Here is a 23,848-nt window from a genome sequence, read left to right as displayed (position 1 = left end):
CGCCAGCAAGCTGGCTCCTACGATGGCTCCACCGCTCGCAAGCAGGGTTTACATCCGGAACACGCCGAAGGTGGTCCGCTCGATCGGGGCGTTGAGGCTGGCGGAGAGGGCCAGGCCCAGCACGTCGCGGGTCTGCGCCGGGTCGATCACGCCGTCGTCCCACAGACGTGCGCTGGAGTAGTACGCATGCGCCTGGCGCTCGTACTGCTCGAGGATCGGCTGCTTGATGCGCGCTTCGTCTTCCGCGCTCAGGGTGTGGCCGGCGCGTTCGCTCTGTTCGCGCTTGACCTGGGTGAGCACGCCGGCAGCCTGTTCGGCACCCATCACGCCGATGCGCGCGTTGGGCCACATCCACAGGAAGCGAGGGTCGTAGGCGCGACCGCACATGCCGTAGTTACCGGCGCCGAAGCTGCCGCCGATGATCACGGTGAACTTTGGCACCTTGGCACAGGCCACCGCCGTTACCAGCTTGGCGCCGTGCTTGGCGATGCCGCCTTCCTCGTACTTCTTGCCGACCATGAAGCCGGTGATGTTCTGCAGGAACAGCAGCGGGATGCCGCGCTGGCAGGCCAGTTCGATGAAGTGCGCGCCTTTCTGCGCGGCTTCGGCGAAGAGGATGCCGTTGTTGGCGAGGATCGCGATGGGGTAGCCATGCAGATGGGCGAAGCCGCACACCAGGGTGGTGCCGAACAGCGCCTTGAACTCATCGAACTCGGAGTCGTCCACCAGGCGGGCGATGACTTCGCGTACGTCGAAGGGCTGCTTGGCATCCGCCGGGATCACGCCGTACAGCTCATCGCTGGCATAGCGCGGGGCGAGCGGGGCGCGCAGGTTCAGCTCGCCGGCCTTGCGCCAGTTGAGGTTGGCGATGCTGCGACGGGCCAGGGCCAGGGCGTGCTCGTCGTTCTCGGCGTAGTGGTCGGCCACGCCGGACACCTTGCAGTGCACGTCGGCGCCGCCCAGCTCTTCGGCGGTCACCACCTCACCGGTGGCGGCCTTCACCAGCGGCGGGCCGGCCAGGAAGATGGTGGCCTGGTTGCGCACCATGATGGTTTCGTCGGACATGGCCGGCACATAGGCGCCACCGGCGGTGCAGGAGCCCATCACCACGGCGATCTGCGGGATGCCCATGGCGCTCATGTTGGCCTGGTTGAAGAAGATCCGGCCGAAGTGCTCGCGGTCGGGGAACACCTCTTCCTGGCGCGGCAGGTTGGCGCCGCCCGAGTCCACCAGGTAGATGCAGGGCAGGCGGTTCTGCTGGGCGATGGTCTGGGCGCGCAGGTGCTTCTTCACGGTCAGCGGGTAGTAGGAGCCGCCTTTCACCGTGGCGTCATTAGCCACGATCATGCATTCCACGCCTTCCACGCGGCCGATGCCGGCCACGACGCCCGCGGCGGGTACGTCTTCGCCATACACCTCATGGGCGGCCAGCTGGCCGATTTCGAGGAAGGGCGAGCCGACGTCCAGCAGGCGGTTGATGCGTTCGCGGGGCAGCAGCTTGCCGCGCGAGGTGTGACGTTCCTGGGCCTTGGCGCCGCCGCCTTCGTGGATGCGGCCGAGCAGTTTGTGCAGGGCGCCGACCTGTTCGAGCATGGCCGCGCTGTTGCGGGCGAACTCGGGGGAACGGGTGTTGATCTGGGTGTGCAGGATGGTCATGACGGACTCCGTCCGGGCAGCAGGCTTCAAGCCACAGGCCGCAGGCGAGGCCTGAAGCCTGTGGCCTGCCGCCTGTAGCCGCTGTTATTTCGTTTCGTTGAACAGCTCGCGGCCGATCAGCATGCGGCGGATTTCGCTGGTACCGGCGCCGATCTCGTAGAGCTTGGCGTCACGCAGCAGGCGGCCGGCCGGGTACTCGTTGGTGTAGCCGTTGCCGCCGAGCAGCTGGATGGTGTCCAGGGCCATCCTGGTAGCCATTTCTGCGGTGTAGAGGATCACCGCGGCGGCGTCCTTGCGCGATTCCTCGCCGCGGTCGCAGGCCTTGGCCACGGTGTACAGGTAGGACTTGGAGGCGTTCATGCCGGCGTACATGTCGGCCAGCTTGCCCTGCACCAGCTGGAACTCGCCGATGGACTGCTTGAACTGCTGGCGCTCGTGCACGTAGGGCAGCACCACGTCCATGCAGGCGCTCATGATCCCGGTCGGGCCGCCGGAGAGCACGGTGCGCTCATAGTCCAGGCCGCTCATCAGCACGGCCACGCCACGGCCTTCGGCACCGAGGATGTTTTCCTCCGGTACTTCGACGTCTTCGAACACCAGCTCGCAGGTGTTGGAGCCGCGCATGCCCAGCTTGTCCAGCTTCTGGTGGCGGGAGAAGCCCTTGAAGTCGCGCTCGACGATGAAGGCGGTGATGCCGCGCGAGCCAGCGTTGACGTCGGTCTTGGCGTAGATCACGTAGGTGTTGGCGTCCGGGCCGTTGGTGATCCACATCTTGTTGCCGTTGAGCACGTAGCGGTCGCCTTTCTTGTCGGCGCGCAGCTTCATCGACACCACGTCCGAACCGGCATTCGGTTCGCTCATGGCCAGCGCGCCGACGTGCTCGCCGGAGCACAGCTTGGGCAGGTACTTGAGCTTCTGCTCGTGGGTGCCGTTCTTGCGGATCTGGTTGAGGCACAGGTTGGAGTGGGCACCGTAGGAGAGGCCGACCGAAGCGGACGCGCGGCTGATCTCTTCCATGGCCACCACGTGGGCCAGGTAGCCCATGTTGGTGCCGCCGTACTCCTCTTCCACGGTCATGCCCAGCAGGCCCATGTCGCCGAACTTGCGCCACATGTCCATGGGGAATTCGTTGTCGCGGTCGATCTGCGCGGCACGCGGGGCCAGCTCGGCCTGCGCGAACTGGTAGACGGAATCGCGCAGCATGTCGATTGTCTCGCCGAGACCGAAGTTGAGGGTGGGATAGCTCATCGTTACACCTGTGCTTGTCATTGTCGGTGAGTGGGGGAGGGGTCAGGCGTTGACGCCCTGTTTGCGTTCGGTTTCGGCCAGGGCCGCCAGGCAGCGTTCCTCGGCCGTATCCAGTTCCAGCTGCATTTGCTGGATATCCAGCAGTTGCTGTTCAAGCTGCGCGCGGCGCGCGGCGATCTTGCCCATGAAGGTTTCCAGCTGCTTGCGGTTGCCGCTGCTGGGGTCGTAGAGGTCGATCAGCTCCTTGCATTCGGCCAGGGAGAAGCCGATGCGCTTGCCACGCAGGATGAGCTTCAGCGCCACCAGGTCCTTCGGGCTGTAGATGCGTTCCTGGCCGCGGCGCTCCGGGCTGAGCATGCCCTGCTCTTCATAGAAGCGGATGGCGCGGGTAGTGACGTCCAGTTCGCGGGCCAGGTCGGAAATGCTGTAGGTGATCGGCATGGTCAGGGGCTCTTGGCGTTTACCTTTACGTTAACGTAAACCTGTGCCAACCTGACTGTCAACTACGCGCCGCATTGGCAGGCGGCGGCCGCAATGGCCTGATACTTGCTGCTTGCAGGGGAGGTTGCCCGCTCTTTACGGACGCGGGCCGGCAGTGTAGACATTCAGGGCGTGCGACGTGTCCGTCGGCCCATGCCGGGGCGCACGCTGGAGCGAGAGATGGTGCAAGACATTCGAATAAAAAACGCTGCCGACCCGGTGCAGGAATCGCGAGAGTTCCGCCTGAAGCTGGCCAGCGAGGGCGAACTGCCCGAGGGCGTGCTGCGCGACGAAATCGACGCCTCCTGGCGACGCAGCCTGGGCTATGGCCTCAACTGCCTGGAAGGCGACCATGTGGGGCTGGAGCAGGCCAGTGACCTGCAACTGCTGCTGGACAGCAACCGCCTGCTGATCGACGCCGCCACGCCCGAACTCGAATACCTGGTCAGCCAGCAGGGCAAGGGCGGGCTGATCATCCTCGGCGACGCCCAGGCCAATGTCCTGGCCATCGAAGGCCAGACCGAATTCCTCAAGAGCTTCGGCCTGCGCGACCTCAGGCCCGGCAGTTGCTGGAGTGAATCCCTGCGCGGTACCAACGCCATCGGCACCGCAGTGGTGGAAGGGCGCCCGACGCTGATCAACTGCGGTGAACACTACCTCGACCGCCTGAGTCCGTTTTCCTGCACCTCGGTGCCCCTGCGCGATCCCCAGGGGCGCGTGGTGGGCGTGCTCGACCTGACCCGCGAAGGCGTCATGGCGCAGCCCCAGGACAACCTCGCCACCCTGATGCTGGCCGCCGGCAATATCGAAAGCCGCATGTTCGGCCTCTGCTACCCGGACCAGCTGGTGCTGGCCTTCCACAACCGCCCGCAATACCTCGGCAGCGCCTGGCATGGGCTGCTGGCGCTGAGCCTGGACGGCGAAGTGCTGGCCGCCAACGAGCGTGCCTGCGACCTGCTGGAGATTCGCCGCGAAGCCCTGGTGGGCCGGCGTTCCAGCGACCTGATCGGCGAGCGTTCGCCACTGTTCATCGCGCGCCTGCTGCAGGGCGGGGTGAGCAGCGTGCAGACCGCCAAGGGCGAATTCTTCTTCCGCGCGCTGCAGGTGCCGCGCCATGCCAGCATTGGCGGCGCCGCTCCGGCTGCCAGGGCGCCCTCTGCACAGAAAACCCAGCTGCTCGAAGAGCTGGCCGGCCGCGACAGCCGTTTCGCCCGCGCCCTGCGCATGGCCCGCCAGGGGCTGGCCAACGAACTGCCGGTGCTGCTGCTGGGCGAGACCGGCACCGGCAAGGAAGTGGTGGCCCGCGCGCTGCACCAGTCCAGTCCGCGTGCCGACAAACCCTTCGTGGCGGTGAACTGCGCCGCCATTCCCGAAGGCCTGATCGAATCCGAACTCTTCGGCTACCGCGAAGGCGCCTTCACCGGTTCGCGCCGGGGCGGCATGGTCGGCCGGCTGATGCAGGCCCACGGCGGCACCCTGTTCCTCGACGAGATCGGCGACATGCCGCTCAGCCTGCAGGCGCGCCTGCTGCGTGTGCTGCAGGAACGCAAGGTGGCGCCGCTGGGGGCCGGCGAAGAACAGGACATAGACGTCGCCGTGATCTGCGCCACCCACCGCGACCTCAAGCGCCTGGTCCAGGACAGGCACTTCCGCGAAGACCTCTATTACCGCATCAACGGCGTCTGCCTGCGCCTGCCCGCCCTGCGCGAGCGGGATGACCTGGCCGGGATGATCAGCAGCGTGCTGCACAAGTTCGGCGCCACCAACGTCAGCCTCGACAAGGACCTCAGCGAGCTGCTGGCCGGTTACGACTGGCCGGGCAACATCCGCCAGCTGGAAATGGTCCTGCGTTCGGCCCTGGCCATGCGTGAAGAGGGCGAGACCGTGCTCGGCCTCGACCATCTGACCGACAGCCTGCTGGACGACCTGACCGCCAGCTGCCGCCAACCGGGCAGCATCCGCGAGAACGAACTGGAGCTGATCCGCAATGCCCTGGATCGCCACCAGGGCAACGTCTCCGCCGCCGCCGACTCCCTCGGCATCAGCCGCGCGACCCTGTATCGCAAGTTGAAGCAACTAAGGGGATGAGTGGAGGCTGTGGCTTTTCTGTGGGGGCGAATTCATTCGCTAAGCAGACCGCAGGTCTGCCCTGAAAGGCTGAAGGGGGCTGCGTTGCAGCCCATAGCGAATGAATTCGCCCCCACAATGAAACTGCAAATTCTGGCCGTAACGTGATGACCCGCCTCTTCCTCAAACTCGTAGAAACCAGCGACCCTGAGCTGCTGCGTCGTGCCCTGGCCTGGCTCTACGGCTTCGTTCGCCCGCAGCTGCGCGCCATCCTGGTGTTGCTCGGCCTGTCCCTCGGCGCCTCGCTGCTGGTGCTGGCCCAGCCCTGGCTGACCAAGACCCTGATCGACGACGGCCTGCTGGCGCGGGACTTCGGCATGTTGGTGCAGGTGGCCGTGGCGATGATCGCCGTCGGCATCCTCGGCACCCTGCTGTCGGGCATCAACCGCTACCTGCACACGCGGCTTTCCGGGCGCATCCTCTTTGCCCTGCGCGACGACCTCTATCGTCACCTGCAGCAGCTTTCGCCGGCCTTCTACGGCCGCAAGCGCATCGGCGACATCCTGTCCCGGCTCGATGGCGACGTCGCGGAGATCCAGCGCTTCGCCGTGGACTCACTGTTCTCCGCCGTCTCCAGCATCATCGGCCTGATCGGCGCGGTAGCGCTGATGCTGCTGCTGTCCTGGCAGCTTTCCCTGCTGCTGGCGCTGCTCATCCCCATCGAAGTGCTCTGGCTGCGCTGGATGCGGCGCAAGGTGGAGCGCGAGGTGCGCAGCCTGCGCGAGCGTTCGGCGGATGTATCCTCCTTCCTCGTGGAAACCCTGCCGGCGATGAAATTCATCCAGGCCGCCGGCCAGCAACAGCGCGAATCCCGTCGTCTGGAAGGGCTGGGGCAGGGCTATATGCGCCAGCTGCTCAAGGTCCAAGTCACCGAGTTCTTCACCCACGCGGTGCCCGGCACACTGACCTCCCTGTCCCGCGCCTGCGCCTTTCTCATTGGCGGTTACTGGGTGATCCAAGGCAGTTGGCAACTGGGCTCGCTGATTGCCTTCTCCACTTACCTCGGCATGGCCGTGGGCCCGGTGCAGAGCCTGCTGGGCCTCTACGTCGCCCTGCAGCGGATGACCGTCAGCCTAGGTCGGGTGATGGAGCTGCAGCAGGAACCGGTGCCGGTACGGCAGCCCGATGCACCGAAAGCCATGCCCGAGGGCAGGGGGGAACTGCGCCTGGAGGGCGTGCACTTCGCCCATGAACAGCGCGCCACTGCCGTGCTGCGCGGGGTGGACGCGGTGATTCCGGCCGGTCTCAAGGTGGCCATCAGTGGCGCCTCGGGAGTCGGCAAGTCCACCCTGATCGACCTGCTGCAACGCTTCTACGACCCGGAACAGGGGCGCGTCCTGCTGGATGGTGCCGACCTGCGCGAGCTGGACCTCTTCGCCCTGCGCCGGCGCATTGCCGTGGTCAGCCAGGACATCGTCCTGTTCCGTGGCAGCCTGGCCGAGAACCTCGCCTACAGCGCCCCGGACGCCAGCCGCGAGGCCCTGGAACAGGTAGCGCGCCTGGCCCGCCTGGACGGCCTGATCGAATCCCTGCCAATGGGCCTGGACAGCCCCCTGGGCGAGCGTGGCCAGCAGCTTTCCGGCGGCCAGAAGCAACGCATCGCCATCGCCCGTGCGTTGCTGCAGGACCCGTTGATCCTCGTGCTGGACGAAGCCACTTCGGCGGTGGACGAAGCCACCGAGCGCGAAGTGATCGCCGCCATCGACCAGTTGTTCCACGGCCGTACCCGCATCCTGATCAGCCACCGGCCATCCACCCTGGCCCAGGCCGACGTCGCCTTCCGCCTGGAACATGGCCAGTTGCACAGCCTGGAATCGGAGCAGGTGAGCCATGGCCGCTGAATTCTCCGTCGGTATCATCGACAGCGGCTTCGCGCCGGAGCAGGGCGGCCGCGTTGCCCTGGCGCGGCGCTTCTGGCTGGAAGGCGGGGAACTGAAGGAGGGCGACACCCAAGCCGATGTGCTCGGCCACGGCAGCGTGGTGCTGGACACCCTGACCCGCGAGAGTGGCCCGATCCGCCTCTGTGTCGCCCAGGTCTTCGGCGAGCGCTGGCAGACCAGCCCGTTGCAGATCGCCGCCGCCTTGCACTGGCTGATCGAACAGGACGTCGCGCTGGTGAACATGAGCCTCGGCCTGCGCAACGACCGCCCGGTGCTGCGAGAGACCTGCGTGCTGGCCCAGACCGCCGGCATCCTGCTTTGCGCCTCCAGCCCCGCCCAAGGCGAGCCGGTATACCCGGCCAGCTATCCGGGCGTCATCCGCATCACTGGCGATGCGCGCTGCGCGCCGGGGCAATGGTCCTGGCTGAACAGCCCCCAGGCCGACTTCGGCGCCCACGTCGCCGCCGCCAATGGCCTGGCGGGCTCCAGCGTGGGCTGTGCGGCGCTCTCGGGGATCATCGCCGGCTACCTGCAGTCCCAACCCGGCGCAAACCGCGACGCGGTGCTGCACTGGCTGCGAGACAGTGCGACCTTCATCGGCCCGGAGCGCCGTGGCCATGACTGAGATCGTCGTACTCGGCGCCGGCCCGGCCGGTGCGGCGGTGGCCCTGGGGCTGAAACGGCTGGGCTACGCCGTGCGCGTGGTCAGCGAATGGCGGCGCTTTGCGGCGGTGGAAGGCGTCTCCCAGCGCGTGCTGGACGGCCTGCGCCAGGCCGGCCTGCAGCGTGCCCTGGCCTGTGCGGCGGCGCCGTCGCCCCGGCGGGTGCTGTGGAATGGCGATGGCCAGTCGATCAATCAGGAATGCCTGCTGGACCGCCCCCGCTTTGACGCGGCCATTCGCGAGGACCTGCGCGAGGCCGGAATCGAAACGCTGGAAGCCCGCGTGCTGAAAGTGGAAAGCACCGCTGCCGGCCACCTGATCCATCTCGACTCCCGCGAACCGCTGCGCGCCGGCTTCCTCGTCGAAGCCCGTGGCCGTTCGGCACCACTCGCCGGCGGCCGCCTGCGCGGGCCGGAAACCCTCAGCCTGCTCAACCAGTGGCAGGAAGCACCGGGCCGCCCCGGTTCTGCGGTGGAAAGCCTGCCCGACGGCTGGGCCTGGATGGCGCGCCTGGAGGATGGCCGCTGCTACTGGCAGATCACCCAGGACGCCGGCGGCCTGCCACCCAGGGACCAGCTGGCGGACTACTGCGCCCGGCGCCGCGCCGAATCCGACCTGGTGCGCGAACTGTTCGGCGGCGCCGCGCTGCAACCGGCCAGCCTCCATGCCCGCAGCAGCACGGCGATCCTCTTCCATGAAGCCAGCGGCCCCAACTGGCTGCGAGTCGGGGATGCGGCGATGGCCGTGGACCCGCTTTCCGGCAACGGCATCTTCCAGTCCCTGTCCTCTGCGCTACAGGCGCCGGCTGTCATCAACACCCTGCTGCAACGCTCCGAGCGGGCTGCGTTGGCCCGGCAATTCCACCAGCGCCGGGTCGAGCACCTGTTCCTGCGCTTCGCCCGCACCGGCCGGGATTTCTACGCCCTGGAGCAACGCTGGCCCGAGCAACCCTTCTGGCGCGAGCGCCGCACCTGGCCAGATGCCGAGCCCATGCATGCCGCGGCAGATTTCAGCCGGGTGCGGGTAGAGCGGGCACCGGTGATCCACGGCGACCTGATCGAAGAGGTGGAGGTGGTGGTAACCGCCGACCAGCCCCTGGGTATCTGGCACCTGCAAGGCATGGAACTCGCACCCATCATCACGGCCCACCTGCGTGGCGAACTGAACCAGGCCCTGGCGGCATTGCCCGAGCGGCAGCGCCGCATGGTCCAGGGCTGGCTCCTGTCCCAGGGCTACCGCCCCTGAAGGCCTTCGGCCCGGCGCAGCCGATCATGGATGTACAGCCGGCTTGCACGCGGATCTTTCCGATTGATAGCCTTCCGGGCCTGAAAATCCAGCAGGCCCGGGTATGGCAATCAGGGTTGTCGAAGCACAAGAAGTCGACCAGCAGCGGATAGCCATTCCGGGCTGGGAACAGCAGTACACGCAGATGTCGGCCGGGCGCTTCTCGGGGCGGATCCTGCATGCCGAAGTCGAGGGGATCGAGTTCTATGAAGAGCAGATGAACCTTCGCGTGGAGCAGGAATTCCATGCGCCGTCCGACGCCCTGGTGTTCAGCTTCGACATGTCGGAAAACACACTCTACCTGCTCGATGGCGAAACCCGTAACGCCTGGGTCACGCCGGAGAACTACCGCGAGGTGGCGGTGGTGATCAAGCAGGCGGGGCAGTGGGGGCAAGCCCCCGATGGGGTTGCCGACCTGGTGCTGACGCCGCTTCGCTCCGACAACTGCAGGTCGGTTGCCGCCTCGCTCAGCCACATGCTCACCAGCGCGTCCGGCGGCCAGCACCAGATGGATGCGCCCGGCGTCGCGCATAGCATAGTGTCCGACTGCTTTTCCCTGCTGTGCGAGGCACCTGGCGCCGACAAGCATCGCCCGCGTTCCATCGAGCAGGCCAAGCGTGTCGTGCAGCGAGTCAGGGAAGTAGTGAACGATTGCCCCGAAGAGCACTTCGGGATGGTGGAGTTGGCCGCGAAAGCGGGCGTTTCACCGCGCAGCCTGCAGCAAGCCTTCCTGCGTTACGCCAGCGTCCCGCCCATCGTGTGGCTCAGAAACCGCCGCCTGAACGCGGCTCGCCGCGACTTGCTGGCCGCCGCCGAGTCGGGCGTGACCGTGGCCGAGGTGGCCATGAAATGGTCGTTCTGGCACCTGGGCCGCTTCTCCCAGTCCTACCACGCGCTCTTCGGCGAGCACCCCAGAACCACGGTCAAGCGGGTCAGCAGGGCCTGATCGAGACCGCCGCCCTGGCGCCCTCATCCTGCAAGGCCGGTCTATCGGCCCAGCAACTCTCGCACCCGGTACCACGCCATCCCCAGCGCCAGCAGCGGGGAGCGCAGCAGCTTGCCTCCGGGGAAGGTCAGGTGCGGCACCGCGCTGAACAGGTCCAGCCCGGTGCTCTGCCCGGCATGAATAGCCTCCGCCAGCAGTCTGGCCGACCAGTGGGTCACGTTCAGTCCATGACCGGAATAGCCCTGGGCAAAGAAAACGTTCGGATGCGCCTTGAGCCGTCCTACCTGGGGGAAGCGATTGGCGGTGATGCCGATCATGCCGCCCCACTGGTAGTCGATTCGCACCTGCGCCAGCTGCGGAAATACCTTGAGCACCTTCGGCCGCATGTAGGCGCCGATGTCCTTCGGGTCCCGGCCGGAGTAATGGCAGGCTCCTCCGAAGAGCAGGCGCCGGTCGGCCGTCAGGCGGTAGTAATCCAGTCCCACCTTCTGGTCGCACAGCGCCATGTTCTGCGGAATCAGCTGTGCCGCCAGTTCCTCGGGAAGCGGCTCGGTGGCGACCACGTAGCTGCCCGCGGGCAGCACCTTGCCGGTCAGTCCCGGTTCCAGATCCTCCAGATGCGCATTGCAGCCAAGTACCAGGTTGTCTGCCAGCACGCGTCCCTGCGCGCAATGGATGATCGCGGTCTTGCCGTGCTCGATGCGCAGCACCGGGCTCTGCTCGAAGATCTGCGCGCCGAAGGCCGTGGCCGCACGGGCTTCGCCCTTCACCAGGTCCAGCGGATGCAAGTGCCCCGAGCCCATGTCCACCAGGCCGCCAGCGTAGCAATCGCTCGCCACCACCTCATGTATCTGGTCGGGGCCTACCAGCCGGGTCCGATGCGGATAGCCCAGCGCATTCAGTTCCTCCTGCTCCTCGGCCATGGCGGCGAACTGGGCGGGGGTGTTGGCCAGCTCGCAGAAACCCCAGCGCAGGTCGCAGTCGATGCTCAGGTCACGGATGCGCTCCGCCACCAGGGCCACCGAGTCGATACCCGCGCGCTGCAGGTAGCGGACTCCTTCCTCGCCCACGTGCCTGGCGAAGCCGCTGACGTCGTGGCCGATGCCGCGGATCAATTGGCCGCCGTTGCGTCCGCTGGCGCCCCAGCCGATGCGCCGGGCCTCCAGCAGCACGACGGAGTGGCCGCGCTGGGCCAGTTCCAGCGCGGAGTTGACGCCTGTAAGCCCACCGCCGACGACGCAAACGTCCGCGCGGACGTCCCCCGCGAGCGAGGGATACAACTGTTTGTCTCGGGCGGTTGCGGCGTAATAGGACGCAACATGCTCCTGGGTGTGAGTCATGGGATCGTTCTCGATTCGTAAGCCTTGTCCTGATGGCGGAGTGCGAGCGAACTACACGCTCAGCAGCAGGAACTCGCGCTCCCAGGAGCTGATCACCCGCTTGAAGTTCTCGTGCTCGGCGCGTTTCACCGCAACGTAGCCCTGCACGAACTTGCCGCCCAGGTACTCCCTGAGCACTTCGCAGTCCTCCATCTGCGCCAGTGCGTCCTCGATGGTGATCGGCAGGCGCAGGCTACGCCGCTCGTAGCCGCGCCCTTGCACCGGGGTGCCGGGGTCAACCTTCTCGACCATGCCCAGGTAGCCGCAGAGCAGGCTGGCGGCCAGCGCCAGGTAGGGGTTGGCGTCGGCGCCGGGCAGGCGGTTCTCCACCCGCATCGCCTCGGGCGAGGAGGGCGGAACCCGCAGCCCCACGGTGCGGTTTTCCTCGCCCCACTCGACGTTGACCGGCGCCGAGGTGTCCGGCAAGAAGCGGCGGAAGGAGTTCACGTTCGGCGCGAACATCGGCAGCATCTTCGGGATGTACTTCTGCAGGCCACCGATGAAGTGCAGGAACAGCTCGCTCTTGGAACCATCTTCGTTGGCGAAGATGTTCTTGCCAGTGGCGGCATCCAGGACGCTCTGGTGGATGTGCATCGCGCTGCCCGGCTCATCGGTGATGGGCTTGGCCATGAAGGTCGCGCTCACATCATGCTTGAGCGCGGCTTCGCGCATGGTGCGCTTGAACACGGTGATCTGGTCGGCCAGGCTCAGTGCGTCGCCGTGGCGGAAGTTGATCTCCATCTGCGCCGGGCCGTCTTCGTGGATCAGCGTGTCCAGGTCCAGCCCCTGCGCTTCGCACCAGTCGTAGACGTCCTCGAACAGCGGGTCGAACTCGTTGGCAGCATCAATGGAAAAGCTCTGGCGCCCGCTCTCCGGGCGGCCCGATCGACCCACGGGCGCTTCCAGGGGGAAGTCCGGGTCGCTGCTGCGCTTGGTTAGATAGAACTCCATCTCAGGGGCCACGACCGGCTTCCAGCCCTTGTCCGCATACAGCTTCAGGACGCGCTTGAGCACGTTGCGCGGCGACAGCTCGATGGGATTGCCGTAGCGGTCGAAGCTGTCGTGGATGACCATGGCGGTCGGCTCCAGCGCCCAGGGCACGAGGAATACCGCATTCGGGTCGGGACGGCAGACCATGTCGATATCGGCTTCGTCCAGCAGGTCGTAATAGACGTCGTCGTCGACGAAATCACCGGTGACCGTTTGCAGCAGCACGCTTTCCGGGAGTCGCATGCCGCCTTCTCCGAGGAACTTGTTGGTTGGGGAAATCTTCCCGCGGGCGATGCCGGTCAGATCGCTGATCAGGCACTCCACTTCGGTGATTTTCTGTTGTTTCAGCCGTTGCTCCAGTTGCTCGGCAGGGGTGGTCATACACGCCTCGGAAGGTTCATGGTTTCGGAATGAGCGAGCCGGCTGCATGCCGCTGCCAGGCCGCGGGAATAGTGTCGTTCGCAGGGGGACCCTGTTCTATCCACTTTCCGCACACATGTCCGAGCCATGGAAATAGGGGGCGATCCAGTAGGGGGGCGCCGTGCGCACCGATGCCCCGGCGGGTTCTGGAATCGGTGCGCGCAGCGCACCCTTGGCCGGCCGTAGATGGGGGCGGGCGGCGCGATACTCCATGCCGCGGTCCGGCGGGAGCATCTACAACGTCAGCTTCAGGTTCCCTACCAGCGCTCCCGGCAGCAGCGCCGACCAGGTCTGGCGTTCGCCATAGGTGCTGCTGGACAGGCGCAGCTGGCGTTCCCGGGTCAGGGCTTGGAGCTGGTCGCCGAGCAGGCTGAACAGGTTGTCGTCGAAGCGCATGGTGTCCACCGGCGCCTGGATCTGGCCGTCTTCCACCCAGAAGGTGGCGAAGCGGGTCATGCCGGTCATGCGTGCGGCGGGCAGGTCGGACCAGTTCAGGTACCAGAGATTGCCGATGTAGAGGCCGTGGTCCAGCTGTTCCAACACCTTGTCCTGCGGCAGGGTGCCGGGGTCCATCACCAGCGACTGGGTGGCTTCGTTGGCATCCGCGCAATTGGCTTGCAGCCCGTACTCGCGGGCGCTGCGGGGGTAGACCAGCTGCCCGGCCAGCTTGCCATTGCGCACCAGGGATACGTCGCTGCGCGGCGCGCCTTCGGGGCCGAAGGCCGGGGCGAGGGCGCCGGCCACCCGTTCGTTCAGATTCAGCAGCGGGCTGAAAGATGTGCTGCCCTCCTGCAGGCGCTGCAGGGGGCTTTCCTTGTTGGCCAGGGCGCGGGCGGAAAAGCCGGTCCAGGACAGCATCCCCAGCACTTCATCAAGGGCGGCCGGGGCCAGGTAGGCGCGGTAATCGCCGGGTTGCAGGTGGCGCACCGGCTTGCCCAGGTGTTCCAGTTGCTGGCGGGCATTGGCGAAGCGGCTGGCGAAGTCGGCAGCGTCCCAGCGCGCGCCGGCGTAATCGGCCTTCACCGCCTGGTGGTTGGCGTGGAACAGGCTCCAGTCGAAGTTGAAGCAGTGGGCAGCGTGCCAGCCAAGGGCGCCGAAACTGTTGGCGAAGCCGCGATACAGCGGCCCGGCGGCGTAGATGCCGACAAGGTCGAGGCCACTAGCCGCCTGGTCGATTTCAGCCAGCACGCTGGAGCAGTCGGGGAGGGTGGCGGCGTCCACCGAGCGGCGCTGCCAGGCGGAGCGTTCCACCTGCAGATACGGGTCCGGCGGCAGCTGGCAGATCACCAGGCGCAGTTGCACCAGGCCTTCGGCCAGGCGCTGGCGATCGCTTTCCAGGTCGCCGGAGAGGGTGATGGCGATTTCCGCGCTGCGGTCGTCGCGGATCAGGCGCAAGCGGCCGGTGGCCTGGGTCACGTGGCCGGCCTGGCGTACCTGGGCCCGGTTGAAACGGATGAATTCGGATTCCTCGGCGCTGTACCAGAGGCTGAAATCCTCGCCTGCCTGCAGGCTGGCGCCCAGGCTCCCGGCCAGGGCGGTGAAGCGGGATTCCGCGTCGGCCATCACTGGGCTCCTCCAAAGACTTCCACTTGTCTGAAGACGCATGCGGGCGAGGCATGGCCCACGTGCACCACCTGGTTCGGTTCGCCCTTGCCGCAGTACGGAGTGCCGCGCACCTCGAAGGTACTGGCATCGCCAACGGCCGCCAGGCTGCGCCAGAAACGGGCGGATACGCCTCGATAGTTGGGGTTCTTCACCACGGCCCCGAGCTCGCCGTTTTCGATGAGCCGGCCCCATTCGCAACCGAACTGGAACTTGTTGCGGGCGTCGTCGATGGACCAGGAGCGGTTGGTGCTCATCAGCACGCCGCGTTCGATGCCGGCGATGAGCTGGGCCAGGCTCTGGTCGCCCGGTTCCAGGTTGAGGTTGGCCATGCGGTCGATGGGCGCACGGTTCCAGCTGCTGGCGCGGCTGTTGGCCACGCCCGGCAGGCCGCTACGTTGCTGGGACAGCGCGCCGCCCAGGGGACGCAGCAGCAGGCCGTCGCGGATGAGCATTTCCTTGCGCGCAGGCGTGCCGTCGTCATCGAAACCGTAGCTGGCCAACTCTTCCGGCACGCCGGGGTCAAAGCTGATGTTCAGCAGCTTCGATCCGTACTGGTAGCGGCCGAAATCCTCCAGGCCGATGAAGCTGGTGCCGGCGTAGTTGCGTTCGTCGCCGAGGATGCGGTCCAGCTCCAGCGGGTGGCCGATGGATTCGTGGATCTGCAGCATCATCTGGTCCGGCATCAGCAGCAGGTCGGTGATGCCGCTGGGCGTGTTGGGCGCCAGCAGCAGTTGCAGGGCCTCGTCCGCCACCCTGGCCGCGGCGCCGGCGAAGCCCAGGTGCTGCAGGACTTCCATTCCGCCCTGCTGGCCGCTGTGATAGCCGCCGAAGCTGCGGGTCTGGCTGTCGTTGCCGTCGAAGGCGGTGACGCTGATGCCCGGGTAAGTGAAGCGCAGGTCCTGCCATTGCTCGGCGCCGGCGCTGTTGAGGTAGAGCTGCTCATGGCGCTGGAGGTCCAGGTAGAGGCTCCAGTTGACCAGGCGCGGGTCGGTGGGAATGTGCGCCGACTCCTCGGCAAGCAACTCGAAGCGCTCGGCAAGGCTGGGGCAGGGCTGGTCAAGTCCCGGCGAGCAGTAGCGGGCGCTGGACGTCGCCGGCTCCATCCGGCGCTGGTCGATCAGGGCGTAGCGGGCGATTTGCCGGGCCAGCGCCTCGGCCCGCTCCAGGGCACGCTGCAGGCCGGCCAGGCTGAGGTCCGCGGTGGCCGCGTAGGCCTCCACCCCGGCCAGACGTACGCTGAGCATGGCGCCCATGTCCTGGCTGAGGGACGGTGGTTCGGCGACGCCGCGGCGCAGCAGGGCCTGCTCGCTGGTCTGGCAGACAACGCGCAGGGAATGGCATTCGGCGCGGGTGGCAAGGGCGGCGAAACGCTGCCGGAAACTATCGAGCACGGAACTCTCCCCGGTCCGGTGAAATCAGTTATGCCCACAAAAGCAGGGCGATTGCAGGTCATCAAGGATAGTTCGCTGCGTCAGGCCTGAGTAAATAGCCGGTAAATTGACTTTGCCTTCTGCATTCAACTGCTTATCGTTCATGCTCTCGCCTATTTCGACCTGAATCATGTCCCCGAACACTGAGAAATCCCCGAACTCCCGTTCCTTCCGTAACTGGCTGGCCATCGCCGTCGCCTTGCTGGCGCTCGTGCTCCTGATCTGGTGGTTCTGGCCGGAAACCGCCGCCAAGCCGAATCACCAGGGAGGCCGGGGCGGGCCGGGGCGTCCCGGCTTCGGCGCCTTCTCGGGGCCGGTGCCGGTGCGCGTCGCCACCATCACCCAGGCCGACTTCCCGGTCTATCTCAAGGCCCTGGGCACCGTCACCGCGCTGAACACGGTGAACGTGCGCAGCCGCGTCGATGGCGAGCTGGTCAAGCTGCAGTTCGAGGAAGGCCAGCAGGTCAAGGCCGGCGACCTGCTGGCGGTGATCGACCCGCGTCCGTACCAGGTCGCCCTGCAGCAGGCCGAAGGCACCCTGGCGCAGAACCGCGCACAGCTGAAGAACGCCGAGATCGACCTGGCCCGTTACCGTGGCCTGTACGCCGAGGACAGCATCGCCAAGCAGACCCTGGACACCCAGGAAGCGCTGGTGGCGCAATATCGCGGCACCATCAAGACCAACGAGGCGGCGGTCGCCGAAGCTCGGCTGAACCTCGGTTTCACCCAGGTGCGCGCGCCCATCTCCGGGCGCCTCGGCCTGCGCCAGGTTGACCTCGGCAACCTGGTCAGCAGCGGTGACACCACGCCGCTGGTGGTCATTACCCAGACCAAGCCCATCAGCGTCGCCTTCACCCTGCCCGAAGGTCAGCTGCCGGACGTGGTCAGTCGGTTCCGCGCCGGCCAGCCGCTGGTGGTCGAGGCCTGGGACCGCAACGACAAGCGCCTGCAGGCCGAAGGCGTGCTGCAGAGCCTGGACAACCAGATCGACACCACCACCGGCACCCTGAAGCTCAAGGCGCGTTTCGCCAACGAGGACGAAAGCCTCTTCCCCAACCAGTTCGTCAATATCCGCCTGCGCGCAGAGCTGCTGCCGCAAGCCGTGCTGATCCCGTCCGCCGCCGTGCAGTTCGGCAGCCAGGGCACCTTCGCCTACGTGATGGACGGCGAGAAGAAGGTCAGGGTGCGCAAACTGGAAACCGGCCCGGACGACGGCGAGCGCACCGTGGTCAGGAGCGGCCTGCAGCCGGGCGAGCGCGTGGTACTGGAAGGCACCGACCGCCTGCGCGACGGCAGCGAGGTGGAGGTGGTGCACGACGCCGACGAAATCCCCAGCCAGCCCACTGAACAGCTGCAGGGCGCCAAGCCCGAAGGCCAGGACGTGAAAGGCGGCGTATGAATCTCTCTCGCCTGTTCATCCTGCGGCCGGTCGCCACCACCCTGAGCATGCTGGCGATTCTCCTCGCCGGCCTGGTCGCCTACCGCCTGCTGCCGGTTTCCGCGCTGCCGGAAGTGGATTACCCGACCATCCGCGTCCTTACCCTCTATCCGGGGGCCAGCCCGGATGTGATGACCAGCGCCGTCACCGCGCCGCTGGAACGCCAGTTCGGGCAGATGCCGGGCCTGACCCAGATGTCCTCCACCAGCTCCGGCGGGGCTTCGGTCATCACCCTGCGCTTTTCCCTCGAAGTGGAGCTGGATGTGGCCGAGCAGGAGGTGCAGGCGGCCATCAACGCGGCCACCAACCTGCTGCCCAACGACCTGCCGGCACCGCCGGTCTACAACAAGGTCAACCCGGCCGATACGCCGGTTCTGACCCTCGCCATCAGCTCGAAGACCATGCCGCTGCCCAGGCTGCATAACCTGGTGGACACCCGCATGGCGCAGAAGCTGGCGCAGATCAATGGCGTCGGCATGGTCAGCATCGCCGGTGGCCAGCGCCAGGCGGTGCGCATCCGCGTCAACCCCGAGGCGCTGGCGGCCAACGGCCTGAACCTGTCGGACGTGCGCAGCCTGGTCAGTGCTTCCAACGTCAACCAGCCCAAGGGCAACTTCGACGGCCCCACCCGCGTGTCGATGCTGGACGCCAACGACCAGCTCAAGTCCGCCGAGGAGTACGCCAACCTCATCGTCGCCTACAACAATGGCGCCGCCCTGCGCCTGAAGGACGTGGCCGAGATCGTCGACGGTGCCGAGAACGAACGCCTCGCCGCCTGGGCCAACCAGAACGAAGCGGTGCTGCTGAACATCCAGCGCCAGCCCGGCGCCAACGTGATCGAGGTGGTGGACCGCATCCAGGCGCTGCTGCCGTCGATCACCGCCAACCTGCCGGCGGGTATCGATGTCCTGGTGCTCACTGACCGCACCCAGACCATCCGTGCCGCCATCACCGATGTGCGCCACGAACTGTTCCTCGCCATCGCCCTGGTGGTGATGGTGACCTTCCTGTTCCTGCGCCGGATGAGCGCCACCATCATTCCTTCCATCGCCGTGCCGCTGTCCCTGGTGGGCACCTTCGCGGTGATGTACCTGGCCGGCTTCTCCATCAACAACCTGACGCTGATGGCCCTGACCATCGCCACCGGCTTCGTGGTGGACGACGCCATCGTCATGCTGGAGAACATCGCCCGCCACCTGGAAGAGGGCGAGACGCCGCTCAACGCCGCGCTCAAGGGCGCGAAGCAGATCGGCTTCACCCTGATCTCCCTGACCTTCTCGCTGATCGCGGTACTGATCCCGCTGCTGTTCATGGCGGACGTGGTGGGCCGGCTGTTCCGCGAGTTCGCCATCACCCTGGCGGTGGCCATCCTGATTTCGCTGGTGGTGTCCCTGACCCTGACGCCGATGATGTGCGCGCGCCTGCTCAAGCGGGAGAAGAAAGAGGAGGAGGGCGGCTTCTACAAGGCCAGCGGCGATTTCATCGACGGCATGATCGAACGCTACGGCCGCGGCCTGCAGTGGGTCCTGCGGCACCAGGGCCTGACCCTGCTGGTGGCGGTCGGCACCCTGGCGCTCACCGTGGTGCTCTATCTCGCGGTGCCCAAGGGTTTCTTCCCGGTGCAGGACACCGGCGTCATCCAGGGCATCACCGAGGCGCCGCAGTCGGTGTCCTTCCGCTCCATGAGCGAACGCCAGCAGAAGGTTGCCGCGCTGATCCTCAAGGACCCGGCGGTGGCCAGCCTGACCTCCTACATCGGCGTGGACGGCGACAACGTCACCCTCAACAGTGGCCGCATGCTGATCAACCTCAAGCCCCACGGCGAGCGCGACGTCACCGCCAGCGAGGTGATCGCGCGCCTGCAGCCTGAGCTGGACAGGCAGAGCGACATCCGCCTTTACCTGCAGCCGGTGCAGGACCTGACCATCGAGGACCGGGTCAGTCGTACCCAGTTCCAGTTCAGCCTGGAGTCCCCGGACGCCGATCTGCTCAACGAGTGGACGGGCAAGCTGGTGGACGCCCTGGGCCAGCAGCCGGAACTCTCGGACGTGGCCAGCGACCTCCAGGACAAGGGCCTGCAGGTGTACCTGAACATCGACCGCGACATGGCCGGGCGCCTGGGCGTGGAAATCTCCGCCATCACCGATGCGCTCTACGACGCCTTCGGCCAGCGGCAGATCTCCACCATCTTCACCCAGGCCAGCCAGTACCGTGTGGTACTGGAATCCGCCGCCGGCGAGGTGATCGGCCCGCAGGCGCTGCAGCAGATCCACGTCGCCAACCGTGACGGCGGGCAGGTACCGCTGTCGGCCCTGGCGCGGGTCGAGGAGCGCCAGACCCAGCTGGCCATCAACCATATCGGCCAGTTCCCGGCGGTGACCTTGTCCTTCAACCTCGCTCCGGGCGTCGCCCTGGGCGAGGCGGTGGCGGTAATCGAGCGGGTGCAGCAGGAAATCGGCATGCCCGAAGGCATCCAGACCCGCTTCCAGGGCGCGGCGGCGGCCTTCCAGGCGTCCCTGTCCAGCACGCTGCTACTGATCCTGGCGGCGGTGGTGACCATGTACATCGTGCTGGGCGTGCTCTACGAGAGCTATATCCACCCGGTGACCATCCTTTCCACGCTGCCCTCGGCGGGCGTCGGCGCCTTGCTGGCGTTGCTGCTGACCGGCAATGACCTGGGCCTGATCGCCATCATCGGCATCATCCTGCTGATCGGCATCGTGAAGAAGAATGCCATCATGATGATCGACTTCGCCCTGGAGGCAGAGCGGCAGCAGGGCATGAGCCCGGAGGCGGCCATCTACCAGGCGGCGCTGCTGCGCTTCCGGCCGATCCTGATGACCACCCTGGCAGCCCTGTTCGGTGCCGTGCCGCTGATGCTCGCCACAGGTTCCGGCGCCGAGCTGCGCCAGCCGCTGGGCCTGGTGATGGTCGGCGGGCTGCTGCTGTCCCAGGTACTGACCCTGTTCACGACGCCCGTCATCTATCTCGCGTTTGATCGATTGGCGCGGCGTTGGGGCCGCTCAGCCGCGGGGGTGCAGGTGTGATGGGCGCCAGCGGCAAGCCACAAGCCACAAGCTGCAAGAGAAGAGCAGGACTGCCTCGGCCTCACTGCGTGCACGGGGCCGCTTGCAGCTTGAAGCTTGCAGCTTGGAGCCGCCTCCCATGAACCTCTCCGCCCCGTTCATCCACCGCCCGGTGGCCACCATGCTGCTGAGCCTGGCGATCCTGCTGCTGGGCAGCGTCAGTTTCGGCCTGCTGCCGGTATCGCCGCTGCCGCAGATGGACTTCCCGGTGATCACCGTGCAGGCCAGCCTGCCGGGTGCCAGCCCGGAGATCATGGCGTCCAGCGTCACCACGCCGCTGGAGCGCTCGCTGGGCACCATCGCCGGCATCAACCAGATGACCAGCCGCACCAGCCAGGGCTCGACGCGGATCATCGTGCAGTTCGACCTGGACCGCGACATCAACGGCGCCGCCCGTGACGTGCAGGCGGCCATCAACGCCTCGCGCAACCTGCTGCCCAGCGGCATGCGCAGCATGCCCACCTACAAGAAGGTCAACCCGTCCCAGGCGCCGATCATGGTGCTGTCGCTGACTTCCGACGTCCTGGAGAAGGGCCAGCTCTACGACCTGGCGTCCACCATCCTGGCCCAGAGCCTGTCCCAGGTTAAGGGCGTGGGCGAGGTGCAGATCGGCGGCAGCTCGCTGCCGGCGGTTCGGGTGGAGCTGGAGCCGCACCTGCTGACCCAGTACGGCATCGCCCTGGACGACGTGCGCAGCACCATCGCCGCTGCCAACCAGCGCCGGCCCAAGGGCGCGGTGGAAGACGCCGAGCGCCACTGGCAGGTGAGCGCCAACGACCAGTTGGAGAAGGCCGCCGACTACGCGCCGCTGATCATCCGCTACCAGGACGGCGCGGCCCTGCGCCTGGGTGACGTGGCCAAGGTCCGCGACGCGGTGGAAGACCGCTACAACAGCGGTTTTTTCAACGACGACTCGGCGGTGCTGCTGGTGATCAACCGCCAGGCCGGCGCCAACATCATCGAGACCATCGAAAGCATCAAGCAGCAGCTGCCCGCGTTGCAGGCGGTGCTGCCGGCCAGCGTCAAACTGGACCTGGCCATGGACCGCTCGCCGGTGATCCGCGCCACCCTGCACGAAGCCGAGCGCACCCTGCTGATCGCCGTGGCCCTGGTGATCCTCGTGGTCTACCTGTTCCTCGGCAACCTGCGTGCCTCGCTGATCCCGGCGCTGGCGGTGCCGGTGTCGCTGGTCGGCACCTTCGCGGTGATGTACCTGATGGGCTTCTCCCTCAACGTGCTGTCGCTGATGGCGCTGATCCTCGCCGCCGGCCTGGTGGTGGACGACGCCATCGTGGTGCTGGAAAACATCTCGCGGCACATCAACGAGGGCATGGCGCCGTTCAAGGCGGCGCTGCAGGGCACCCGCGAAGTCGGCTTCACCCTGCTGTCGATGAACCTCTCGCTGGTGGCGGTGTTCGTTTCCATCCTGTTCATGGGCGGCATCATCGACCGGCTGTTCCGCGAGTTCTCCCTGACCCTGGCGGTGGCCATCCTGGTTTCGCTACTGGTGTCCCTGACCCTGACGCCGATGCTCTGCGCGCGCTGGCTCAAACCCCATGTGCCGGACAAGGACAGCCGCCTGCAACGCTGGAGCGAGGCGCTGCATACGCGCATGGTTGGCGCCTATGACCGCACCCTGGGCGTCGCCCTGCGCCATCCGCGCCTGACCCTGGCCAGCCTGCTGTTGACCATCGCCTGCAACGTCGCCCTCTACGTGCTGGTGCCCAAGACCTTCCTGCCGCAACAGGACACCGGCCAGCTGATCGGCTTCATCCGCGGCGACGACGGCCTGTCCTTCAGCGTGATGCAGCCGAAGATGGAAATCTTCCGCCGTGCTGTCCTCAAGGACCCGGCCGTGGAGAGCGTGGCCGGCTTCATCGGCGGCAGCGGCGGCATCAACAACGCCTTCATGATCGTGCGCCTGAAACCCATCGCCGAGCGCAAGGTGTCGGCGCAGAAGGTGATCGAACGCCTGCGTGCCAACCTGCCCAAGGTGCCCGGTGGCCGCCTGATGCTGATGGCCGACCAGGACCTGCAGTTCGGTGGCGGGCGCGAACAGCGCAGTTCGCAGTATGAGTACGTGCTGCAGAGCGGCGAACTGTCCGACCTGCGCAGCTGGGCGCCGAAAGTCACCGCCGCGCTCAAGGCCTTGCCGGAGCTCACGGCTATCGACGCCAACGAAGGGGAGGGTGCCCAGCAGGTCACCCTGAAGGTGGACCGCGACACCGCCAAGCGCCTGGGCATCGACATGTCCATGGTCACCACCGCCCTGAACAACGCTTACAGCCAGCGGCAGATCTCCACCATCTACGACACCCTGAACCAGTACCAGGTGGTGATGGAGGTCAACCCGAAGTACGCCCAGGACCCGGAAACCCTCAAGCAGGTCCAGCTGGTCACCGCCGATGGCCAGCGCGTGCCGCTGTCCAGCTTCGCTCACTACGAGCGCAGCCTGGAGGAAGACCGGGTCAACCACGAAGGCCAGTTCGCTTCGGAGAGCATCGCCTTCGACCTGGCGCCCGGTGTCAGCCTGGACAAGGCCACCGTGGCCATCGAGAAGGCGGTGGCCGCCATCGGCCTGCCCAGCTCGGTGATCGCGCGCATGGGCGGCAGCGCCAGCGCCTTCCAGGCCACCCAGGAAAACCAGCCGTGGATGATCCTCGCCGCCCTGGTGCTGGTGTACCTGGTGCTCGGCATCCTCTACGAGAGCTACATCCACCCGCTGACCATCCTTTCGACACTGCCCTCGGCGGGTGTCGGTGCGCTGCTGGCGATCCTGCTCACCGGCGGCGAGTTCAGCCTCATCTCGCTGCTGGGCCTGTTCCTGCTCATCGGCGTGGTGAAAAAGAACGCCATCATGATGATCGACCTCGCCCTGCAGCTGGAACGCCACGACGGCCTGGGCCCGGACGAATCCATCCACCAGGCCTGCCTGCTGCGCCTGCGGCCGATCCTGATGACCACCGTTGCCGCCATCCTCGGCGCTGTGCCGCTGCTGATCGGCGGGGCCGAAGGCGCGGAGATGCGCCAGCCGCTGGGCCTGGCCATCATCGGCGGCCTGGTGCTGAGCCAGTTGCTGACCCTCTACACCACCCCCGTGGTCTACCTCCAACTCGACCGTCTGCGCCACCGCTTCAACCGCTGGCGTGGCGTGCGTACCGACGCCGCTCTGGAAACACCCCTATGAACACCGCTGCCACTTCCCTGAAACCCCTGC

Annotated in this window: 15 protein-coding genes; 8 read left to right on the top strand and 7 right to left on the bottom strand. The window is 66.8% G+C overall.

Annotated features, from left to right (window positions below):
• Positions 1 to 48: 48 nt before the first annotated feature.
• The 3 genes from ACFW0B_RS12095 to ACFW0B_RS12085 all read right to left on the bottom strand — a co-directional run bounded on the left by ACFW0B_RS12095 (position 49) and on the right by ACFW0B_RS12085 (position 3,345).
• Positions 49 to 1,656, bottom strand: coding sequence for a carboxyl transferase domain-containing protein (locus ACFW0B_RS12095; protein ID WP_449148380.1), 1,608 nt, complete (start codon positions 1,654 to 1,656; stop codon positions 49 to 51).
• Between the two features lie 84 nt (positions 1,657 to 1,740).
• Positions 1,741 to 2,904 (bottom strand): isovaleryl-CoA dehydrogenase, encoded by a 1,164-nt coding sequence (locus tag ACFW0B_RS12090; RefSeq protein WP_449148378.1) that lies wholly within the window; start codon positions 2,902 to 2,904, stop codon positions 1,741 to 1,743.
• 42 nt (positions 2,905 to 2,946) lie between these two features.
• On the bottom strand, positions 2,947 to 3,345 hold the full coding sequence (locus ACFW0B_RS12085) for a MerR family transcriptional regulator (protein ID WP_449148376.1): 399 nt from the start codon (positions 3,343 to 3,345) through the stop codon (positions 2,947 to 2,949).
• Positions 3,346 to 3,564: 219 nt separating this feature from the next.
• Between ACFW0B_RS12085 and ACFW0B_RS12080 the strand changes: the two genes are divergently transcribed.
• The 5 genes from ACFW0B_RS12080 to ACFW0B_RS12060 all read left to right on the top strand — a co-directional run bounded on the left by ACFW0B_RS12080 (position 3,565) and on the right by ACFW0B_RS12060 (position 10,283).
• Positions 3,565 to 5,472: a sigma-54-dependent Fis family transcriptional regulator gene (locus ACFW0B_RS12080; RefSeq protein WP_449148374.1), complete on the top strand. Its 1,908-nt coding sequence runs from the start codon at positions 3,565 to 3,567 to the stop codon at positions 5,470 to 5,472.
• 146 nt (positions 5,473 to 5,618) lie between these two features.
• On the top strand, positions 5,619 to 7,352 hold the full coding sequence (locus tag ACFW0B_RS12075; RefSeq protein ID WP_449148372.1) for an ABC transporter ATP-binding protein: 1,734 nt from the start codon (positions 5,619 to 5,621) through the stop codon (positions 7,350 to 7,352).
• Positions 7,342 to 8,016 (top strand): subtilisin-like serine protease QhpE, encoded by a 675-nt coding sequence (qhpE, locus tag ACFW0B_RS12070; RefSeq protein ID WP_449148370.1) that lies wholly within the window; start codon positions 7,342 to 7,344, stop codon positions 8,014 to 8,016. Before ACFW0B_RS12075 ends, qhpE begins: the two co-directional genes overlap by 11 nt.
• Positions 8,009 to 9,298 (top strand): flavin-dependent monooxygenase QhpG, encoded by a 1,290-nt coding sequence (gene qhpG / locus ACFW0B_RS12065; protein ID WP_449148368.1) that lies wholly within the window; start codon positions 8,009 to 8,011, stop codon positions 9,296 to 9,298. Before qhpE ends, qhpG begins: the two co-directional genes overlap by 8 nt.
• A gap of 103 nt (positions 9,299 to 9,401) precedes the next feature.
• A complete protein-coding gene (locus ACFW0B_RS12060; RefSeq protein ID WP_449148366.1) occupies positions 9,402 to 10,283 on the top strand; it encodes a helix-turn-helix domain-containing protein in 882 nt (293 codons plus the stop codon).
• A 41-nt stretch (positions 10,284 to 10,324) separates the two neighbouring features.
• Here the strand turns inward: ACFW0B_RS12060 and ACFW0B_RS12055 are convergent, their stop codons facing one another.
• The 4 genes from ACFW0B_RS12055 to ACFW0B_RS12040 form a co-directional block, all read right to left on the bottom strand.
• The gene (locus ACFW0B_RS12055) at positions 10,325 to 11,623 is read right to left on the bottom strand and encodes an NAD(P)/FAD-dependent oxidoreductase (protein WP_449148364.1); all 1,299 of its coding nucleotides are present in this window, start codon (positions 11,621 to 11,623) and stop codon (positions 10,325 to 10,327) included.
• Between the two features lie 51 nt (positions 11,624 to 11,674).
• Entirely contained in the window at positions 11,675 to 13,033 is a 1,359-nt protein-coding gene (locus ACFW0B_RS12050) for a glutamine synthetase family protein (protein WP_449148362.1), read from the bottom strand.
• Positions 13,034 to 13,306: 273 nt separating this feature from the next.
• The gene (locus ACFW0B_RS12045; protein ID WP_449148360.1) at positions 13,307 to 14,635 is read right to left on the bottom strand and encodes a TldD/PmbA family protein; all 1,329 of its coding nucleotides are present in this window, start codon (positions 14,633 to 14,635) and stop codon (positions 13,307 to 13,309) included.
• The gene (locus ACFW0B_RS12040; protein WP_449148358.1) at positions 14,635 to 16,068 is read right to left on the bottom strand and encodes a TldD/PmbA family protein; all 1,434 of its coding nucleotides are present in this window, start codon (positions 16,066 to 16,068) and stop codon (positions 14,635 to 14,637) included. Before ACFW0B_RS12040 ends, ACFW0B_RS12045 begins: the two co-directional genes overlap by 1 nt.
• A 169-nt stretch (positions 16,069 to 16,237) precedes the next feature.
• On the opposite strand from ACFW0B_RS12040, the gene ACFW0B_RS12035 reads away from it, so the two are divergent.
• The 3 genes from ACFW0B_RS12035 (at position 16,238) to ACFW0B_RS12025 (ending at position 23,818) form a co-directional block, all read left to right on the top strand.
• Entirely contained in the window at positions 16,238 to 17,506 is a 1,269-nt protein-coding gene (locus tag ACFW0B_RS12035) for an MdtA/MuxA family multidrug efflux RND transporter periplasmic adaptor subunit (RefSeq protein WP_449148356.1), read from the top strand.
• A complete protein-coding gene (locus ACFW0B_RS12030; protein WP_449148354.1) occupies positions 17,503 to 20,592 on the top strand; it encodes an MdtB/MuxB family multidrug efflux RND transporter permease subunit in 3,090 nt (1,029 codons plus the stop codon). Before ACFW0B_RS12035 ends, ACFW0B_RS12030 begins: the two co-directional genes overlap by 4 nt.
• Positions 20,593 to 20,710: 118 nt before the next feature.
• On the top strand, positions 20,711 to 23,818 hold the full coding sequence (locus ACFW0B_RS12025; RefSeq protein ID WP_449148352.1) for a multidrug efflux RND transporter permease subunit: 3,108 nt from the start codon (positions 20,711 to 20,713) through the stop codon (positions 23,816 to 23,818).
• Positions 23,819 to 23,848 lie beyond the last annotated feature (30 nt).

Source organism: Metapseudomonas phytobenefica (assembly GCF_043392685.1).
In the GTDB taxonomy this organism is placed as follows: domain Bacteria; phylum Pseudomonadota; class Gammaproteobacteria; order Pseudomonadales; family Pseudomonadaceae; genus Metapseudomonas.
Note: the sequence above shows the minus strand (reverse complement) of the source record. Positions and strands in the feature narration are given on the sequence as shown.